The organism is Saccharothrix algeriensis (assembly GCF_016907655.1).
In the GTDB taxonomy this organism is placed as follows: Bacteria; Actinomycetota; Actinomycetes; order Mycobacteriales; family Pseudonocardiaceae; genus Actinosynnema; species Actinosynnema algeriense.
Map to the genome: position 1 here is coordinate 952,129 of NZ_JAFBCL010000001.1, position 19,140 is coordinate 971,268.

At 74.4% G+C, this 19,140-nt stretch carries 18 protein-coding genes; 3 read left to right on the top strand and 15 right to left on the bottom strand.

Annotated elements, in window-relative coordinates:
• Positions 1–5: 5 nt before the first annotated feature.
• From JOE68_RS03955 to JOE68_RS03980, 7 genes are all read right to left on the bottom strand, one after another.
• Positions 6–920, bottom strand: a complete 915-nt coding sequence (locus tag JOE68_RS03955) for an NAD-dependent epimerase/dehydratase family protein (RefSeq protein WP_204840985.1) — start codon at positions 918–920, stop codon at positions 6–8.
• Positions 917–1,660, bottom strand: coding sequence for a nucleotidyltransferase family protein (locus tag JOE68_RS03960; protein ID WP_204840986.1), 744 nt, complete (start codon positions 1,658–1,660; stop codon positions 917–919). The genes JOE68_RS03955 and JOE68_RS03960 overlap by 4 nt, the downstream gene beginning before the upstream one ends.
• A gap of 18 nt (positions 1,661–1,678) precedes the next feature.
• A complete protein-coding gene (locus JOE68_RS03965) occupies positions 1,679–3,067 on the bottom strand; it encodes a hypothetical protein (RefSeq protein WP_204840987.1) in 1,389 nt (462 codons plus the stop codon).
• Positions 3,067–4,527 (bottom strand): GT4 family glycosyltransferase PelF, encoded by a 1,461-nt coding sequence (gene pelF / locus JOE68_RS03970; RefSeq protein WP_204840988.1) that lies wholly within the window; start codon positions 4,525–4,527, stop codon positions 3,067–3,069. The genes JOE68_RS03965 and pelF overlap by 1 nt, the downstream gene beginning before the upstream one ends.
• Positions 4,524–6,566 (bottom strand): Agd3-related carbohydrate-binding protein, encoded by a 2,043-nt coding sequence (locus tag JOE68_RS03975; protein WP_307819506.1) that lies wholly within the window; start codon positions 6,564–6,566, stop codon positions 4,524–4,526. Before JOE68_RS03975 ends, pelF begins: the two co-directional genes overlap by 4 nt.
• 77 nt (positions 6,567–6,643) lie before the next feature.
• A complete protein-coding gene (locus JOE68_RS30870; protein WP_307819507.1) occupies positions 6,644–8,695 on the bottom strand; it encodes an Agd3-related carbohydrate-binding protein in 2,052 nt (683 codons plus the stop codon).
• A gap of 1,181 nt (positions 8,696–9,876) precedes the next feature.
• Positions 9,877–10,449, bottom strand: coding sequence for a TetR/AcrR family transcriptional regulator (locus JOE68_RS03980; RefSeq protein ID WP_204840990.1), 573 nt, complete (start codon positions 10,447–10,449; stop codon positions 9,877–9,879).
• Positions 10,450–10,531: 82 nt separating this feature from the next.
• On the opposite strand from JOE68_RS03980, the gene JOE68_RS03985 reads away from it, so the two are divergent.
• Positions 10,532–11,026, top strand: a complete 495-nt coding sequence (locus tag JOE68_RS03985; RefSeq protein WP_204840991.1) for an FBP domain-containing protein — start codon at positions 10,532–10,534, stop codon at positions 11,024–11,026.
• A 54-nt stretch (positions 11,027–11,080) separates the two neighbouring features.
• On the opposite strand, the gene JOE68_RS03990 is transcribed toward JOE68_RS03985, so the two are convergent.
• The 7 genes from JOE68_RS03990 to JOE68_RS04020 form a co-directional block, all read right to left on the bottom strand.
• Entirely contained in the window at positions 11,081–12,877 is a 1,797-nt protein-coding gene (locus JOE68_RS03990) for an ABC transporter ATP-binding protein (protein ID WP_204840992.1), read from the bottom strand.
• An 82-nt stretch (positions 12,878–12,959) separates the two neighbouring features.
• Complete coding sequence (locus tag JOE68_RS03995; protein WP_307819508.1) at positions 12,960–13,421, bottom strand: lasso peptide biosynthesis B2 protein; 462 nt, start codon at positions 13,419–13,421, stop codon at positions 12,960–12,962.
• Entirely contained in the window at positions 13,418–13,678 is a 261-nt protein-coding gene (locus JOE68_RS04000) for a lasso peptide biosynthesis PqqD family chaperone (protein WP_239562125.1), read from the bottom strand. Before JOE68_RS04000 ends, JOE68_RS03995 begins: the two co-directional genes overlap by 4 nt.
• Complete coding sequence (locus JOE68_RS04005) at positions 13,675–15,525, bottom strand: asparagine synthase-related protein (protein WP_204840993.1); 1,851 nt, start codon at positions 15,523–15,525, stop codon at positions 13,675–13,677. The genes JOE68_RS04000 and JOE68_RS04005 overlap by 4 nt, the downstream gene beginning before the upstream one ends.
• 41 nt (positions 15,526–15,566) lie before the next feature.
• Entirely contained in the window at positions 15,567–15,686 is a 120-nt protein-coding gene (locus tag JOE68_RS04010) for a lasso RiPP family leader peptide-containing protein (RefSeq protein WP_204840994.1), read from the bottom strand.
• 156 nt (positions 15,687–15,842) lie between these two features.
• On the bottom strand, positions 15,843–16,640 hold the full coding sequence (locus JOE68_RS04015) for an MBL fold metallo-hydrolase (RefSeq protein WP_204840995.1): 798 nt from the start codon (positions 16,638–16,640) through the stop codon (positions 15,843–15,845).
• A gap of 32 nt (positions 16,641–16,672) precedes the next feature.
• Positions 16,673–17,080 carry a four-helix bundle copper-binding protein gene (locus tag JOE68_RS04020; protein WP_204840996.1) on the bottom strand — a complete coding sequence of 136 codons (408 nt, stop codon included), beginning with the start codon at positions 17,078–17,080 and terminating at the stop codon, positions 16,673–16,675.
• A 133-nt stretch (positions 17,081–17,213) separates the two neighbouring features.
• On the opposite strand from JOE68_RS04020, the gene JOE68_RS04025 reads away from it, so the two are divergent.
• Both JOE68_RS04025 and JOE68_RS04030 read left to right on the top strand, forming a co-directional pair.
• Positions 17,214–17,432 (top strand): DUF6343 family protein, encoded by a 219-nt coding sequence (locus JOE68_RS04025; RefSeq protein ID WP_204840997.1) that lies wholly within the window; start codon positions 17,214–17,216, stop codon positions 17,430–17,432.
• Between the two features lie 233 nt (positions 17,433–17,665).
• Positions 17,666–18,082, top strand: a complete 417-nt coding sequence (locus JOE68_RS04030; protein WP_204840998.1) for a nitroreductase family deazaflavin-dependent oxidoreductase — start codon at positions 17,666–17,668, stop codon at positions 18,080–18,082.
• A gap of 96 nt (positions 18,083–18,178) precedes the next feature.
• Here the strand turns inward: JOE68_RS04030 and JOE68_RS04035 are convergent, their stop codons facing one another.
• Positions 18,179–19,117 (bottom strand): hypothetical protein, encoded by a 939-nt coding sequence (locus JOE68_RS04035; protein ID WP_307819509.1) that lies wholly within the window; start codon positions 19,115–19,117, stop codon positions 18,179–18,181.
• Positions 19,118–19,140 lie beyond the last annotated feature (23 nt).

Here is a 19,140-nt window from a genome sequence, read left to right on the forward strand (position 1 = left end):
GCGCGTCAGCGGGACGCGGCCCACAGGTCGTGGACCGAGGCGCGCAGGTCGTGCCGGGGCGACCAGCCCAGCGCCCGGCGGACCCGGGTCAGGTCCGCCTCGATCCAGCCCACCGCGCCGGACCGGGCGGGCGCGGGGTCGGCCTCCACGACCCGGCCGGTGAACCCGGCCGCCTCGACCAGCAGCTTGACCGCTTCCCGCACCGGGACCGCCGCGCCGCTGCCGACGTTGAGCACCGGCTCGGGCGCGCCGTCCGCCAGCGCCGCCGCCGCGACCGCGCCGGCCACGTCGCGCACGTCGACGAAGTCCCGGTGCGCGTCGAGCGGCCCGAGCCGGACGTCGCCGCCGGGCGCCGCCGCCCGGATCGCCGCCGCCGCCCGGCCGAGCACCGTGTCGGCGGGCATCCCCGCCCCGATCGGGTTGAACACCCGCAGCACCACCGCGTCCAGCCGACCCGCGCCGACCGCCGCCCGGACCAGCGCGGTGCCCGCGGACTTGGTGATGCCGTAGGGGGCGACCGGGGCGACCGGGGCGTCCTCGGCGACCGGCACGCCGTCGGGCACCACCCCGTACTCCGCCGCGGACCCGAGCGCGACCAGCCGGGCCGCCGGCGCGGCGGCCGGTATCGCGTCGAGCAGCCGGGCGGTGGCCGTCACGTTGGCCGCCACCAGCTCCGCGAGCGTCCCGCCGAGCAGGCCGACGCAGTTGACCACCGCGTCCGGCGCGGTCGCGCGCAGCAGGTCGGCGAGGTCGTCCGGGCTGCCCGCCACCAGGTCGTGGCGGGCCCAGCCCCGCTCGTCCGGCGCCGTCCGGCCGACCCGGACGACCCGCGCGCCGCGCGGGTGCGCCGCCAGCGCCCGGTCGACCTCGCGGCCGAGGTACCCCGAGGCGCCGAACAGCAGCACCCGGGCGACGGTCACGAGACCGCTCCCAGCGGCGCCGTGCTGCGCGGACCGGGCAGCAGCGCCGAGCGCACCTGCTCGAAGCACCGGTTCGCCTCGTCGTAGTCGTCGGGGCGGCCGATGTCGAGCCAGTAGCCGTCGAACTCGTAGGCGGCGGGCCCCTGGTCGCGGGCCAGCAGGTCGAGCACCAGCTCGTCGAGCCCGAACGGGACGTCGCGCGGGTACGGCGCGAGCGTCTCGCGGGCCATCGCGTAGACGCCCATGCTCACGCCGTAGGACAGCTCGGGCTTCTCCACGAACTCCACGATCCGCCCGTGGTCGGTCTCCAGCGTGCCGAAGTCGATCTTCACCTTGCGCCGGTAGGTGGCCACCGTCAGCGGCGCGCCGGCGGCCATGTGGTGGTCGAGCAGGTCGAGGTAGTCCAGGTCGGTCAGCACGTCCCCGTTCATCACCAGGAACTGCTCCGGCAGCCGGTCCAGGAAGTTGAGCAGGGGCCCGATGGTGGACAGCGGCTTGGTCTCCTCCGCGTAGTCCACCTCGATGTCCCACTTGGCCCCGTCGCCCACGAACGCCCGGATCAGCGCGCCGAGGTGGCCGATGGCGAGGGTGACGCGCTTGAAGGAGTGCGCGCGCAGCTGCTGGAGGATGATGTCGAGGATCGCGTACTCCTCGCCGATGGGGACCAAGGGCTTGGGCAGCGCCGTGGTGTAGGGCCGCAGTCGCACACCCTGACCGCCGGCGAGTATCACCGCGTGCATTCGGGGTTTCCCCTTCCGTCATCTGTAGTGGCGAACTTGTCCGACGCTCCGCCGGAGCGCCGCGAGCAGGATGACCGACAGGACGGCGCAGGCCCCGGCGAAGACCGGCACGTCCAGGTGGGCGCCCGGGTCGCCGGCGGTGGCGGCGACCAGCACGACGTCCAGCAGCAGCACCGCGCCCAGGCAGGCCGAGGCCCAGCCCGCGCCGCCGGTGCGGATCAGCACGAAACCGAGGAAGAACGCGCCGCCGAGCACGATGTGCGCGTCGATCAGCAGCGCGCCGTGCACGGTCAGCGCACCGGCCCACTTGAGCGCGGCCAGCAGCGCCAGGGCGACCGCGCCGAGCGCGAGCAGGCAGGTGGCGAACTCGCGCAGCAGCAGCCGCCACATCGCCCGGTCGAACAGCTCGGGCGAGGGCGTGCTCCGCAGCAGGGCGGCGGCCTGCTCGAACAGCCGGTGGACCCGCCACTCGACCGCGCCCATGCCGATCACCAGGGGCGTCACGCCGACGGCGAGGTCCACCGGGCCCATGACGTAGCGCGCGTCGGCGTGCAGCAGGAACGCCGCGCACAGCGCCGCGTAGACCGTGCTGGGCAGCGCGCCCAGCGCCAGCACCCGGGCGGGCGGCACCTGGCCGGGGTCGCCGGTCGGCCCGGTGAGCCCCGCGCGGCGCGCGAAGCCCAGCGCGAGCGCCACCGAGCAGCCGCCCAGCACCAGCACGGGCGCCACCGGCCAGTCGGCGTAGCCCGTCGCCAGGTGCACCAGCCCGGCGGCGGTCACCGGCAGCATGGCGGCCAGCAGCCGCCCCTCCGCGCGGTGGAAGACGAGGATGCCCGACGCGATCTGGAACCCGGTCTGCGCCAGCACGAACAGCACCAGCGCCGGCCCGCCGCCGAACCACCGGTGCAGCACCAGCGCGCCGGCCAGCGCCAGCGCCAGGCCGACGCCGCCGAGCAGCAGCATCGAGCGCGCCGCCACCCGCGCGGCGCCCGCGCCGGCCAGCCGGTGGGCGACCCAGCTCGTGCCCGCGCCCCAGATCCACCCGGTGGTGGTCGCGAAGATCAGGCCGCGCAGCATCCCCGGGCCGCCGAGGACCGCGAACACCGCGGGGTAGGCGGCGCTGGGCATCAGGTACAGCACGCCGTGCGACACGTCGGTCCACCACCGGCGGGGCGGTTCGCCGCCGTCGGGCCCGCCGTCGGGCGCCGCGCCGGCCGCCGCGTCGGGCGCTTCGGCCAGCAGCCGGAGGTGGACCTCCTGCGCCAGCTCGAAGACGTCGGCCGTCCCGTACCGCTCGACGGCCGCGTCGTCGGTGACGCCCTGGCTCTCCAGCACCGCCGCGACCTGCAGCTCATCCACCGGTTCGGGCAGCAGCGGCCGGATGCGGCCGACCAGCTCGTCCAGCATCAGCCCGACCTCCCCAGCAGGGCGAGCTCGGCGTACCTGGCCTGGTAGCTGTCGTTCCAGCGCTGGAGCGTGAAGTGCTCCAGCACGCGCCGGCGGGCCAGCTGCCCGAGCCGGTGCCGCAGGCCGCTGTCGGTCAGCAGCTTGACGCAGGCCCGCGCGACGGCCTCGTGGTCGCGCGGCGGCACCACGAACCCGGCGTCGCCGACCGCCTCGGGCACGCCGCCGACGTTGGTGCACACCGTCGGCCGGCCGGTGGACATGGCTTCCACCAGGGAGAACGGGAAGCCCTCCGACTTGCTGGTCAGCGCGACGACGTGCCCGGCGTGGTAGGCGTCGACCTGGCGGGGCACGCGGCCCTCGAACACCGCCGAGTCCGCCAGCCCCAGCTCCCGCACCAGGTCGACGCAGCTCGCGTGGTAGGTCTCGTTGGCGCGGGTCACCGGCCCGAACATGCGCAGCCGGGCCGTGGGCAGCTCGGTGCGGACCACGCGGAAGGCCCGGATCAGCGTGTGCAGGTCCTTGAGCGGGTCGATGCGGCCGACGAACACGATGGTCGGCTCGTCCGGTTCCCCCTGCGCCAGGGGGAAGTCCTCCGGGTCGATGCCGTTGTACATGGTCCGCGTCCGCGCCTCGTCGGCGCCGTTGCGCAGCTGCCACCGGCGGTTGTAGCCGGAGTGCGGCGCCAGCATGTCGCAGCTGCGGTAGGCGGCGCCGGCCAGCGCGCGGTGGAAGCCCAGCAGCAGCCCCTTGACCGCGCGCGGCATCTTCTCGTCGACCAGCCCGAGGTAGCGCTCGCGCAGGTAGACGCCGTGCTCGGACATCAGCACGGGCGTGCCGTGGGCCCACTTCGCCGCCAGGCCGACCAGCGCGCTGAGCCCGTTCATCGCCAGGTGGCAGACGTCGGCGCGCACCGGCGGGTGGGACAGCGGCCGGAGCATGTGCTCGAACATGTCGGCCACCAGCACGGCGTGGTGCAGCGGCAGCGGTGCGCCGTGCGCCTGCGCGGCGACCTCGACCAGCCGGCCGACCGCCTCGTTGGACACCAGCGCCGCGCCGAGGTCCGAGGTCTGCGCGAGGTCGAACAGCCGCCGCAGCGCGGCCAGGAACGCGTCGGGGGTGTCCGCGGTGTGCGGGATGAACGAGCGCAGGAACGCCTCGTGCGCCTCGGCGAACCCCTTCGGCCTGCCCCGGGCTCGCCGGGGCCGTCTCCCCCACAGCGGCAGGCTGACCACCTCCACGAGGTTGTCCGGGCTCGCCCAGGTCTGCCGCTCCGAACCGTCGACGGTCAGGGTGACGACCGTGAAGGCGTGCTCGGGCATCCCCCGGACGAGCTGGTCGCACCACAGGCTCACGCCGCCGGGGTGGAACGGGTAGGTGCCCTCGGACACGAGCGCGATGCGGGTCCGGGTGTCCGGTAACGAGGTCGTCCTCGTGACCGGGAGCGCTTCGCGGGTCGTCATGGGCGGGGGCTCGCCCTCAGGACGACCCGCTCGCCCCTGGTCAGCCCCAGTCGCGACACCGGGTCGGACCCGTAGGTCTCCCCCTCGTCGGGCGAGGTCTGGTCCGCCTCGGTGGCGGGCCTGGTCCCGACGCCGGTCACGAACAGCGCCCCGCCGCCGTCGGCGGTGTACTCGACCGCACCGGTCGCCCGGTTCCACACCGCGTCGCGGCGGGAGGACAGCTGCGCGAAGTGCGCGTTGCGCGCCTCGACGTAGCCGGCCAGGAAGAGCCAGTCGGGGTTCTTCAGCGGCACGGAGTAGTAGGCGGCGTACTTGGCGACAGTGGCGTTGATCCAGTCGAACGCCAGGCTGCGACCCGGCGCATACTCGCGGACGTTGCCCTGGTGCAGGGTGTGCGCGTAGGCCGAGCCGCTCATCAGGTGCTGGGCGGCGGTGTCGGCCTCCACCTCGACGATCTCCTCGTAGGTCAGGTCTCGGTCGCCGTGCTCCGGCTCGGTGCCGGCACGGCCGTAGGCGGCGTTGAACAGGGCCGTCTGCTCCTCGGGGTCCGTGGCCTCGAACGCGATCGAGGTGGGCCAGTCGGGCACGACGAAGATCTCGCCGCGCAACGGGTGGTGGATGCCGCAGTTGGCGCAGGAGGGCCGGTGGCCGGCGAACGACATGTTGCCCTGCAGGTAGCGCACGCCCAGGTCGTGCGCGGCGTCCAGCAGGGCCTTGTTCGACCCGGCGAGGCCGAAGTCGGTCGGCGGGCCGGAGGTCGCGGAGCGGTCCGGGTGGTAGACGCCCAGGCCGGAGTACTCGGGCGTCTTGAGGATCGTCGGCGGCACCGGCAGCCCGGCGAACGCGGCCAGCTCCAGGTTGCGCTCGATCTCGGCGCGGCTGACCGCGTAGTCGGTGTCGTTCATCTGCGGGTGGTTCGCGGTGTGGTTGATCCACCGGAACCGGTCGACCAGGTGCTTGGAGCAGCCGCTGAGCGTGTCCGCCGCGCCGGTGTCCTCGCACGTGGCGGGCGCGTCGGTGGCCAGGCGGCTGCCGTTGTAGGGCAGGTTGAGCTTGAACCCGGCGGCCTGCGGGTGGCGCCGCTCCAGGTCCTGCTGCGCGGTGTGGGCGGCCACGGCGTCCCGGCCGGTGAGCCGGAACAGCTCCGCGCCGCCGTCGGCGCGCCGCCGGGTGGTGACGTTGAACCAGTCGTCGACGTCCACGCTGAACCAGTGCCGCTGCTCGCCCAGCAGCACGCCGCGCGCGGCCCACCGCAGCAGGCCGTAGCCCAGCAGCAGCTCGGGCGTCGTGCCCGCGCTCAGCGAGAACGCCACCGCCAGCCGCTCCCGGCCGTCGGGCGACCGGCTGGTCACCGCGACCACGTCGTCCCCGGCGGTCAGCAGGGGTTCGGCGGCGCAGCCGGGCGCCAGGCCCGCCCGGTACAGGTAGGAGCCGGCCAGCGGCACCCGCGCGTCCGGGTGGAGGTAGTCGAAGACCGGCCGGCCCGCCGGGGCGATCCCGAGCGGCACCGGGGTCTCGCCGACGGCGGTTTCACCGCGGTGGCTCAGGCAGTAGTCCTCCGGCGAGGTGGTCTGCGAGGTGTTCAAGGCGACCTGGCGCACCCGGTAGGCGCGCTCGTAGTCCCACAGCGCCGTCCACTGTGGGCTGTCCAGCGCGGCGGTGTACGAGCCGTCCGGTCCGGCGCGCAGCAAACCGCTGCTGGCCAACAGGATCGCGTTGTACCGCCCGGTGCCGTCCGGCATGACCAACCGCTCCGGGGTGATCGGCTCCGAGCCGGCCAGCAGCACGTCGTACGGCGAGCCGACGCGGTCCAGCACGGACTTCCAGGCCGCCAGGCCGGTGTCGTCCGGCCCGGTGGCCACGACGAGCGGGCGCAGCGCCACCAGGTCGCCCCGGCGCGGCGGGTCGGCGGGCGCCGCGGCGAGCCGCACCGGCACCTCCCGCTTGGCCGCGACGGGCACCGGGACGGCCGCCGGCGGCGCGCCGCCGGGCCCCGGTTCGACTCCACCCGGTTGGTCCACCGCGGACGGGCTGGTCACTGTGATCACCCCGATCGCGAGGGCGAGGACCGTCAACAGGGGGACGCGGAGGGAGGAGCCGAACCGGGAGCGGGTCATCAGCGCGGGACCGCCGTGGTCACGACGCGGGCGCCCGCCTTGACGGGGATCCGGGTGATGCGGTCCGTCCCGTACTTGTCGGTCTCCCCGCCACCGCCGGTCACGCCGGTGAGGAACAGGGAGCCGGTCGTGGCGGCGGTGTGGGTGACGGTCTTGCCGGCGCGGTCCCACACCGGGTCGCGCTTCGCGGCGGTCTCGGCGAAGTGCTCGGTGCGCGACTGCACGTACTTCGACAGGGCGGGCCAGTCCGGGTTGCGCAGCGGCACCTGGTAGCGCTCGCTGTACTTGGCGGCGACCACCCGCAGCCAGTCGAAGGTGAGGCTGCTGCCCTTCGCGTACTCGCGCAGGTTGCCCTGGTGCAGCGTGTGGGCGTAGGCCGAGCCGGACATGACGTGCTGGAGGGTGATCTCCGCCTCGTAGTCGAGCATCTCGGCGTAGGTCAGGTCGTGGTCGAAGGCGGGGAACTTGCCCTTGGGCCCGTACATGCTGTTGTAGAACAGGATCTGCTCGGACGCCGCGGTGGTGTGGTAGCCGATGTTGGTCGGCCAGTCCGGCACGACGAGGATCTCCGGCCGCAGCGGGTGCCGGATGCCGCAGTTGAAGCAGGCCGGCTTGTGGCTCTCGAACGACATGTTGCCGTGCACGTACCGCACGCCGGCGTCATGGGCCGCGTCGAGCATCGCCTTGTTGGACTTGCGGAGCCCGAAGTCCGTCGGCGGGTCGGTGTCCGGCGCGTTCGGGTCCGGGTTGTAGACGCCGAGCCCGGAGTAGGCGGGCGTCTTGAGCACCTCGGTCGGCACGGTCAGCCCGATCCCGCGGCCGATCTCGAGGTTGTCCTGGATCTCGGCGCGGCTCTCGGCGTACTCGGTGAAGTTCAGCTCCGGGTGGTTGACCGTGTGGTTGACCCACCGGAAGTTGCCCGACAGGCAACGGGTGTAGCTGGTCAGCGCGTCCGAGGTGTTGGTGCCCGAGCAGCGCTTGGGCGCGTCGGGGTCGAGGTCGCCGCCGTTGTAGGGCAGGTTGAGGGTGAAGCCCGTGGCGAGCGGGAAGTTGGCCCGCAGCGACTTCTGCTGGGTGTTGGCGGCGTTGGCGTCCTCGCCGGTCATCCGGTAGCCCGGGTCGGTCTCCAGGCGACCGTCCGGGTGGAGGTGGTCGGTGTGGTTGAACCAGTCGTCGACGTCGACGTTGATCCAGTGCCGGTGCTCGCCGACGAGCACGCCGCGCGTGGCCCACCGCACCAGGCCGTAGCCGAGCATGTCGGTCTGGGCCAGGGCCTCGTGGGAGGAGAACGTCAGGCCGGCGCGCTCGCGCCCGTCGGCCGACGTGCTGGACACGCCGACGACGTGGTTGCCGACCTTCAGCAGCGGCTCGGCCCGGCAGCCCGGCGCCAGGGTCGACCGGTAGGTGTAGGAGAAGGAGACCGGGACGCGCGCGTTCGGCCTGAGGTAGTCGAAGAACCGGGCGCCGACGGGGGTCAGGTCCGCCGTGAAGGCGTGGTCGTTCTCGGTGCCGGGCCGCAGGCAGTAGTCCTCGGGGAAGGTGCCCCAGGAGGTGAACAGCGACGCCTGCCGGACTTTGTAGGCGCTCTCGTAGGCCCACAGGGCCTGCCACTCCGCCGCGTCCAGCGCGCTGACGTAGTCGCCGGAGCCGTCCGGCAGCAACAGCGCGTTGTCGGTCAGCAGGATCGCGCTGTAGCGGCCGGTGCCGTCGGGCAGCACCAGCCGGTCGGCGGTGAGCCGCTCGGTCCTGGCGCGCAGGACGTCGTAGGGCGAGCCGATCCGGTCGAGCACGGCCTTCCAGGTGGGCAGGCCGATGTCGGTGTCGTCCGTGGCGACGATCAGCGGCCGGAGCGCCACCCTGTCAGTGGCCGCGGGCGACGCCGCGAGGACCGGGAGCGGGCCGTCGACCGGCCGCAGCCGGGTGGGAGGAGGCGGTTGGGGGCGCGTGACCGCGCCGAGGATGTGGCCGTGCCGGTGCGACCTCCGGTCGTCGCCGGCGGCTTCCGCCGTCGGCGCCAGCACGCCCGCCGCTACGACGAGCGCAGCCAGCACGGGTGCGATGCGCTTCGCACGTGAACAAAGTGCCACCTGGTCAGAACCCCTTCAAGTAGTCGCAGAAATCCGCAATTTTGCGGTCGACCGAAGGACAACCGACCGGCCCGACTCCCTTCCCGACCGCCGTCGAGAAGATGCGGCACCAAGCCCGGAAGAACCTTCGGCGACCATTCACGGCAACCGATCACCGCATTTTGCGGTCCCGTCCCAGGTGCGATGGCAACCCCTCAAGGCGGCCTCCGGCCCTCCCCACCCGACGAGCCCCGAAACATACCTCGAATAAGGTAGACGGTTTACTTCGGCGACCGGTACCGCAATTCGCAGTACTCACGTTTTGCCCTGGAGTAGCCTTCGGGGACCCGAACGGCCCACGACTCGAAGCCGGCTACCAGGACGTTCAGGCGAACCGGCTCGGTCGGGCGGAATATTCCAGGTGAGCCGAGCACCGCTCCCCCGGTTCCCCGCCGGTCGCCACCAGCCCCCCTCATTACGCGCGCACCGGACGATCTCCGCACATTGCCGGACACCCGGATTGCCCCCGACGCGAACATGAGCACCACTCGGTCGGCCATCCCCGATCGCCCGGCCACCGCAACCACCGACCATATCGAGCAGGTACGCGCGCCGTACCGGGAATGACCGGAATCCTCGGGGTCGGAGTTTCCGGCGCCGCGCCGGCCGACATGCGCAGGGGCATTGCGCGCCGAGCCGGCGGCGGGGTCGTGACCGGGGCGCGCTCCGCCCGTTCGGCGCACCGGTGGCGCGGCCGGTCGCCCGGGTCCGGGCCGGCCGGTGGGAGGACCGGTCCTTGGCGCCACCGGCCCCGGGTGGGGCGCCCGCACCGTTCCGTCGGCCCACCGCAACACCGGCCGCCCCGCTCACCACTCCGGACGGCTCGGCCACCCCTTTCGCACGGGCGCGCGCAGGCCCAAGTGACGTTCACAGCAGGAATTGCGTTTATCCGCCGTTGACGGGAAGCGGTTTCCCGCGATGCGTGGAATTCCCGCCCGGCCCGCGCTCCCGGGAGCCGCCCCGGGTGGTCCGGCGACGGGTGGTCCGGCCCCAGGTGGTCCGGCCCCAGGTGGTCCGGCCCCAGGTGGTCCGGCCCCAGGTGGTCCGGCCCCAGGTGGTCCGGCCCCAGGTGGTCCGGCGTCGGGAAGCGCCCGCCGGGCGACCGGTCACCCGGCGGGCGGCCAGTTCCGCAGCAGCGCGTCGAGGGCGTCCAGCGTCCGCGACCACGAGGTGTCCGACCCGCGCGGCCGGTGGCTGAACCCCCCGGTCGCCTCCAGGCTCACGTAGCCGTGGAACGCGCTGTGCAGCAACCGCACCGCGTCGGTCTGGTCGGGCTCCGCCAGCCGGTAGCCGCGCAGGATCGCCCGCGTCATCTCCGCGTGGCGGCGGGCCGCGCTGGCCGCCAGCGTCTCCGCGTCGAGCTCCACCTGCAGCGCGGCGTACCTGCCGGGGTGCTCCCGCGCGTAGTCCCGGTAGGCGTTCGCGAAGGCCACCAGGGCGTCCTTGCCCGCGCGCCCGGCCAGCGCGGCGGCGACCCGGTCCGCCAGCTCGGCCAGCGCGAGCACCGCCACCCTGACCTTCAGCTCCCGCACGTTCCGCACGTGCGAGTACAGGCTCGCGTCCGTGACGCCGAACCCGCGGGCCAGCGCCGACACCGTCACGTTCCCGAAGCCCACCTCGTCGGCCAGGTCCGCCGCCGCCCTGGTCAGGCGTTCGACCGTCACCCCCGCACGCGCCATGCCTCCCCCTCGGATACCTAGGAGGTCTAGGTTAGCGGTTAATCAGTCGCGCCAGGGTCAACGGGTGGGTAGCTTCCCGCCCATGAGACCGGCAACCGAACGCGACATCCGCGCGTCGTTCGTGAACTGCACCAAGGGCGAGGCCAAGCGCCTGCACGTGCCGCGCGACCTGGCCGAGCGCCCCTGGGCCGACCTGGACTTCCTCGGCTGGCGCGACCCGGCCTCGCCGCAGCGGGCCTACCTGGTCACCGAGTCCAGCGACGGGTTCGTGGGGGTGGCCCTGCGGCTGGCCGCGCCCGGCGCCGCGCACACGCGGCGCACCATGTGCGCGCTGTGCCTGACCACGCACAAGGGCGACGGCGTCTCGCTGATGACCGCGCGCAAGGCGGGCCGCGAGGGGCAGGCGGGCAACTCGGTGGGCACCTACCTGTGCAGCGACCTGGCGTGCTCGCTCTACCTGCGCGGGAAGAAGGACGTCGAGCCCGGCGGGCGGCACCACGAGTCGCTCACGCTGGAGGAGAAGGTCGAGCGGACGGTCGCGAACCTGGCCGGGTTCCTGGCCAAGGTGGTCGCCTGACCCGGCCGCGCCCGGGAAGCGCGCGGCCCGGCCGCGCGCCGGCCCCGGGCCGGGTCAGGCGGACGGGTCGCGGAAGGCCGGCAGCCGCTGCTCGACCTCGTCGAACGGTCCGATCGCGACGACGCGCCCGCCGTCGAGCGCGACCACGGTGTCGGCCAGCCGCACGGTGGTGTCGCGGTGGGCGATCACCAGCAGCGCGCACTCGGTGGCGACCTGCCCGATGGTGCGGGCGAACGCGGCCTCGTTGGCGGCGTCGAGGTGCGCGGTCGGCTCGTCCAGCAGCAGCAGCCGCGGGCGCGGCAGCAGGGCGCGGGCGATGGCCAGCCGCTGGCGCTCGCCGCCGGAGATCATGCTGCCGTGCTCGCCGACCTGGGTCTCCAGGCCGTCGGGCAGCCGGTCGACCATCCCGGTCAGGTTGGTCATGGCCAGCACGCGGCGGATCTCCTCCTCGGGCGCGTCCGGCACGGCGTAGGCGACGTTCTCGCGCAGCGTGCCGTGCAGGACCGGCGAGGTCTGCTCGACCAGGCCGATGAGCGCCCTGGCCTGCGCGATGGTCAGGTCGTCGTGCAGGTCCCGCCCGTCGAGCCGGATCACGCCCCGGTCCGGGTCGTAGAAGCGCTCGACCAGCGCGAAGATCGTGGACTTCCCCGCGCCGGACCCGCCGACGAGCGCGACGTGCCCGTGGTGCGGGACGGTGAACGACACCCCACGCAGCACCGGCCGGTCCGGCTGGTAGCCGAACCAGACGTCGCGCAGCTCCAGCGCCGGCCGGGCCGGGTCGTCCGGGCGCGGCGCGGTCGCGGTCGCGGCGGCGCGGTGCGGGGCGGGGCGGTCGGCCTCCACCGGCAGGTCGGTCACGTCGCGGACCCGCTGCAGCGCGGCCAGTCCCTTCTGGAGGGTCCCGGCGACCTCGAACAGGCCGGCCGCCGGCATGGCGATGTAGCTGACGTAGAGCAGGAACGCCACCAGCTCGGCGAGGGTGAGGTGGCCGTGGGCGACCCGCGTGCCGCCGATCACCAGCACCACGATCAGCGAGCCGTGCGCGGACAGCGTCACCGCCGGGCCGGAGATGGAGTCCAGCCGGGCCGAGCGCAGGTTCTGCCGGTAGCTGACGCGGGCGCACTCGGCGATCCGCTCCTTCTCCCGGTCCTCGGCGCGCATCGCGCGGACGGTGCGGATGGCGGTCAGCGCCCGCTCCAGCTCCGCCGACATGCGGCCGAGGTTGTCCTGGGCGCTCTCGGTGGCGTTGCGGATGCCGCTGAGCACGAACAGCGTCACCCCGCCGATGCCGCCGACGACGACCGCGACGATGAGGAACAGCAGCGGGTCCAGCCACACCATCGCCGCCAGCCCGCCGACGACGATGAACGCGCCGGAGAACATGTCCACCAGGTCGTAGGCGATGGCGTCGCGCAGGAGCGTGGTGTCGCTGGTGGTGCGCGAGAGCAGGTCGCCCAGGCGGTGCCGGTCGTAGGCGCGCATCGGCAGCCGCAGCAGGCGGTCGACCAGGCGGATCCGCAGGCTCAGCACGATGCCCTCGCCGGAGCGCTCCAGCCAGTACCGCCCGAAGGTGTCGATCACGGCCTCGGCCACGAACATGACCGCGAGCAGCGCCAGCAGCCACCCGATCACCCCGCCGGCGGTGACGGTCTCGATGGTACGCATGGCCACCAGCGGCTGGACCAGGCCCAGCCCGGCGCCCAGCAGCGTCAGCGCGAGGGCCAGGGCGATGCTGCGGCGGTGGCCGCGCGTGGTGGCGAACAGCTCGCGCAGGCCGACGCGGGGGCGTTCCGGCTCCTCCCGCACCGCGGTCGGTCCGGGGGCGTGCTCGGGCGGTGCGACGACCGTCATCCGGTGTGGTCCTCTTCTCCGGTCGGGCGAGGGGCGGGTCGGGGGTTCGGGGGGCGCGCGGTGGTCACCCGCGCCCGGCGGTTCAGCGGTCAACCGGCCCCTCGCCCGGGTCGCGGGCGCCGGGCGGGCCGGGCGGCGGGACGGTCATCAGGACGTGGAGGCGGTCGGTGCCCGGCGGCTCCGCCACCGGCCGGCCCTCGGCCTCCACCCAGGCGTGCGCGGAGAACGGGGAGGTGCGCACCCCCACCCGCCACGTCGGCCACGCCCCGCGCAGCCGGCACAGCAGGGCGGTGGCGATGGAGCGCGGCAGGCACCCCGGCCCCGCGCACCGGAGGCTGACCGCGGTGACCGTGCGCCGCGCGGCCTCCGCCTCGGCGTAGCTCGCCGGCCGGGCCCGCGCGCTGGCCAGCGCCAGCGCGGACCGGATCCACCGCGGCGGCAGCACGGCCAGCGCCCGCGCCACCGCGGTGACGCCCCAGCCGACGACCCGCCGGCCCGCGCCCACCGCGCCGGAGCCGCCCGGCAGCGCGGCGGGGGCGCTCACCGGCGCACCGCCAGGCCCGCGGCGCACAGGTGCGCCACGACCTCGGCGACGTCCGCGTCGACCGTCGCCGCGTCGGCGCCCTGCCGCTCCACCAGCAGCCGGGCGGCGCCGGCCTGGTCGCCGCCGTCGAGCAGGGTGTGCAGCACCGCGGAGCCGGCGGGGTTGAGCTGCCAGTACCGGCCGGTGCGCTCGTCCAGCAGCACCGCCCCGTCCTCCGTCCTGGTCACCGACACGTGGTCGGCCAAGCGCAGCGTCATCCGGGCGCTCCCGTCATGAGGGCCGTGGGGGAACCGGTGGGCTCCAGGTCGCGCAGCCAGCGCTCGCAGCCGACGGTCTGCTCGACCATGATCGGCATCGCGTCGGTCAGCCAGACCCCGTGCAGCGCCGACCGCAGCCGGTCGACGTCGACCAGGCCCAGCTCGGCGAGCCGGGAACCCTCGCACAGGGCCAGCAGGTCCGGCCGGTACCGGGGCAGGGCGGCGTACTCGGGCGTGGTGCCGCCCTTGGTGGCGCGGGCCAGCGACCGCTCCGGGACGATGCCGCGCAGGGCTTCGGCCGCCAGCGGCTTGTACCGCCAGGGCGTCGTGCGCTCGTGCGGCCGGACGGCCAGGCACGCCTCCACGACGCGGTCGTCGAGGAGCGGCGCGGCCACCGGGAACCCGTCGGCCGCCGCCGCCTGGGCGGTGCGGCGCTGCAGCCGGCCGCCGTGGCGGACCAGCTCCACCGCGTCGCGCAGCGCCCGGTCCCGCCCCGTCGGGTCCGCCTCGTCCGCGGCCCGGCGCAGCAGCTCCCGCGCGGCGTCCACGGCGGCCGGCGTCGCCCACGGGGGCAACCGCACGGCGTCGGGGCGGCCGTCGTCCGGCCGGGTGAGCGCGCGGGCCTGCGCCAGCAGCGCGCGCCGCTCGTCGCGCGGCGGCGCCAGCGCGCGCCGGACCTCCGACCACGACCAGGCGTGCAGGGCCCGGTGCCCGCGCAGGTGCGCCAGCCCCAGCAGCGGGCGGCGGCGCAGCAGCTCGGGCAGGTAGGCCGGGGACGCGTGCAGCACCTCGTCGCCGCCGTCGCCGGTCAGGTGCAGCTCGGCGCCGTGCGCGGCCAGCAGGCGGGCGCGGGCGGCGTCCTCGGCCCGCAGGTGGATGTCCGGGTAGGGCTCGTCCCTGGCCACGCCGGGGTCGAGGATGCCCGTGTAGGGCGCCGGGAGGTCGTCGTCGGTCACCACCAGGTGGTGCACCGAGGGCAGGCCCGCGGCGGCGACCGCGGCCCAGTGGCCGTCGTCGTCGGCCGGGTCGGGACTGGCGACGGTGAAGGCGGGCAGCCGGTCGACCCGGGCCGCGGCCACCGAGCACACGGCGGTGGAGTCGACACCGCCGGACAGGTCTGCGCTGACCGCGCGCCCCGACCCCGTCCGGGCGGCCACGGCCGCGACCAGCGCCTCGCGCAGCAGCGGCGCGCCCTCGCGCAGCGAGCGGGTCGGCCGCGGCGGCTGCCACCAGCGCACGGTGCGGGCCCGGCCGCCGCGGGGCAGCAGCAGGTAGTCCTGCTCGGGCACGGCCACGACCTCGCGCCACAGCGAAGCGCCGGCCACCGCCGGGGGCGCGGCCGGGAACATCAGGCAGGACACCAGCCGGCGCTCGTCCACCCCGGACCCGGTGAGCAGGGCGAGGACGTCGGCGCGGTCGGCGGCCACGTCCGAGCCGCCGGCGCGGGCGCGGAACACCCGCCGCGTGCCGAAGGCGCTGCCCTGCACGCGGACCGCCCCGTCGACGCTCGCGACCAGGTGGAAGCTGCCCACCAGCGAACCCGCCACCCGGTCGAGGTCGGCCGGGTGCGCCGTGCGCCGGGCGATCGCCGCGAGGTCCTCGGCCGTGGCCGGGCAGTGCCCCACCACCGCGACCCTGGTCCGCCCGGCCGCGCCGACCACGAGGTCGCGCGGGTCCCAGTCGCCGATCAGCCACGGCCGGCCGGACGGGTGGTCGAGCCGCCGCGCCGCGGTGAACGGACCGGCGCCCGACCCCAGCGCGGCGGCCACGGCGGGAGCGGACTCGTCGTCCGGGAGGACGACGAACCACTCCTCGCCGCGGCCGGTGGCCGGAAGACCTGCGCTCACAGCCGGTTTCCCCTCGGTCACCCGCTGGTTCCCGCTACCGGTCAGTTCTTCTGCCTGCGCCGGGAGTCGCGCTGGCGACCCCGGGAGCCCAGGGTCAGCCCGGCGAACCTGCCGACCTCCACCAACAGCGGCTTGACGTACGCGGACGGCTTCTCCTGCATGGTCGAGTCCTTCCGTCGGAAACAGCTCCGGACGAACCCACCGTGGCACAAGCCGACCGGTCCGAGAACCACCTGCCGACGCCTCCACACCTTCGTGCGGGGGCGTTCACCGTGACGGGCGCGGGGTGCTTCCCGGCCATGACGGAACGCGCAAAGTCACGGCGTGGTGGGGAGTTCGTACGTGTCACCGCGGTAGACGTAGGTGACGGACGTGTCGGGCCGCCGACGCCGCACCTCGACCACGAAGTCCGACAGCGGCGACTTCATCACGCCGTAGTCGTCGTAGTGCACCGGCACGGCGTGGCGCGGTTCGAGCAGCTCCAACAGGTCCACGCCCTGCTCGCCGTCCATGGTGAGCAGGATGCCGAGCACCCTGGTGCCGCCCAGGTGCAGGACCGCCACGTCGATCTCCGGGAACCGCTCGCGCACCTCGTGGAGCCCGTTGTGCATCAACGTGTCCCCGCTGAGGTAGATGCGCAGGGGCCGCGCGCCGGCGGTCGGGCGGTACTCCAGCATCGAGCCCATCACGGGCGGCAGCAGCGCGTTGAGCAGGCCGGGTCCGTGCCGCCCCGGCAGCGCCGTGACGGTCAACGTCGCGCCCTGCTTGGCGAAGATGTGCTCCTGCCAGGTGGACAGCGCCTCCGGCGCGCGGAAACCGCGGCGGGACAGGCGTTTCGCGGCGTGCGCGGTGGTGACGATCGGCAGGTCCCGGTCCAGCTCGCGGCTCGCCACCCGGTCGAAGTGGTCGCCGTGCAGGTGCGAGAGCACGATCCCGTCCAGGGCGGGCAGGTCGGCGACGGTGATGGCCGGTTCGGTGCGGCGACGCGACACCAGTCCCTGGCCGATGTGCGTCCACTGCCCCCGGTGCAGGAAGTTCGGGTCGGTGAGCAGCGTGAACGGCCCCAGGGTCAACACCGTCGTCGCGGTGCCCACGAAGTACAGCGAATCAGCCATCGGATCCCCGTTCCCGGTGTCGGGCCGTGATGTCAGTCGAAAGTGGACAGCAGTTCCCGACAGGCGCGTTCGCAGGCCCGGCAGGCTTCGGCGCAGATCCGGCAGTGCTCGTGCATGGACGCGTGGCTCTCGCACTCGTCACCGCACGTCTTGCACGCCACCACGCACGCCTCCAGCACCGCGCGGCTGATGTCGGCGTCGTAGTGGGTGTGGCGCGAGAGCACCCTGGCGGTGGTCGCGCAGATGTCGGCGCAGTCCAGGTCGGTGCGCACGCACTTGGTCAACTCCGCCACCGAGTCCTCGCTCAGGCAGGCGTCCGCGCACGCCGTGCACGTCTGCGCGCACGTCGTCAGCGCGTCGATCGCCTCGGCCAGCCTGCCGCGGTCGAAGCCGATCTTCGCCGGGTGGGACTCCAGCATGGGCGTGGTCGTCGTGGACATCGCGATCACCTCTCGTCGGCAGTGGTGTGCTCCACTCCGGCTACCCCCTCCGGCCACGGCGAACCCGCGCGGCGCCCGGTGGCGGGAACGCCGGCGGGGGTGTGAGCGCGCTTCCCGGGGGAAGACCGTTGGCATGAGCGATGACCTGCCACCCCCGGCCCCTCCGCGCAGCGCGCTGACCCTGCGCCTCTGGCTGGCCGGTTTCGGCATCGTCTTCAACGGCGTCGCGGCCGTGCTGGCGGCCAGGGCCGGGCTGACCTGGCTCGCGTGGCTGCTGGGCGTGCTCGTCGTCGTCCTGGTGGTCGACCTCGGCCGGGTTATCCAGCGCAAGCGGCGCGGTGAGCCCGGGTGACACCGGGACGTGCACCCTCGGTCCGGCGGGGCGCGCGCCGCCGGGGGCCCGGCGGCGCGGGTCCGCCGGCGAGAGGCCCACGACGTGGCAAAAGCGCGGATCTATACTGGACGCGGGCGTTCCGCGATGTGGGAGGCCCACCCGTCGGGTGTCGACCGGCGTCGCGCCCGCGGGGCTCCCGCGGGAGCCCCGCGGCGCCCGTGCGGCACGAACCCACGAAAGGCCGCGACCGCATGACCGAATCAAGGAACGACCGCAACCAGCGGATCGTCGCGGAGTTCCGCGCGAACGGGGGTGTGGTCGGCGGGCCCTTCGAGGGCCGCGACCTCCTGCTGCTGACCACCACCGGGGCCAGGAGCGGGCAGCCGCGGCTCACGCCGCTGGTCCACACCCGCGACGGCGACCGCCTCGTCGTCGCCGCCTCCTACGGCGGCGCGCCCAAGCACCCGGACTGGTACCACAACCTGGTGGCCAACCCGAAGGTCACGGTCGAGGTCGGCACGGAGAAGTTCGAGGCGACCGCGACGGTGGTGACCGACCGCGCCGAGCGCGACCGCCTGTACGCCGGCATGGTCGCGCACGCCGAGGGCTTCGCCGACTACGAGAAGAAGACCGACCGCCTGATCCCGGTCGTCGTGCTCGAGCGCTGACCACCGGCCCGCCGGCCGCGGCGCCGGGGTGGGCGCGCCCGCCCCGGCGCCCGGACGCGGTCGGGGGCCGGGGCGGGCGCCCGGGTCCCGGCCCGGTCAGGTGGTGCAGTTCCTCTGGGCGTCGAGGCGCACCTTGCGGCCGGTGAACTCCTCCAGGACCGAGATGTTCTCCGGCGCGTAGTTCGCGGCGGTGATCTTGTCGGCGGCGGCGCTGCCCAGCTTGCCCGTGTAGGGCGCGGACTTGTCCAGCCAGTAGGCCGTGCGCAGGAACTGGGTCAGCACCAGGTCGCGCAGCTTGGGCTCGTTCCTGATCTTCGCCCAGTAGGTCGGGTACCGGTCCTTGGCCACGCGCAGGTACAGCAGCAGGTACCGCAGGTTGGTCGCGGCGATGTCGCGGGCGTTGCTCGCGCCCACGCCCTTGATGTGCTCCTGCACGACGGTCACCGCGGGCAGGCCCGTCAGACCGGCGTTCAGCTCCGCCAGCACGCCTTGGAGGTGGTACTCGCCCTGCGTCCGGTCGCGCAGGTAGATGCCGTCCATGGAGTCGCTGAGCCGGTCCTTGATCAGCGGCAGGATCTCCTTGCGGGCGAAGCCGTCGTGCAGCGGCACCGCCGTGACCTGCCGGGAGGCGTCGATCCACGCGGCGGTGTGCACGTTCCACCGCGTCCGGGACGGGTCGAGGTCCCACATGTGGGTCTCCTCGTGGATCGCCACCATCATCGACTCGGCGAACGCCTCGAAGCTGGTCTTCTTCACGAACTGGTTCCAGTACGGGTCCTTGGCCTGCGCGATCGCCAGCGCCTCGCCGCTGGGCCAGCGCCGCTTGTACATCGCCTGGAGCGTCTGCATCCAGTTCGCGGAGGTGAACCGGGCCTTCAGGTCGCTCAGGTCGGCCTGCGGCTGCGAGGGCTCCTCGTAGCAGTAGGGCGCGGCGGTGCGGCCGGGGCCGGTCGGCGTGGTGGCGGCGGCGGTTCCCGCGCCCAGGGACAGGGCCAGGAGCGCGGTCGCCACGCGCAGGACGGGGGTGCGACTCACGGGGACCTCATTTCGCGGGCGGC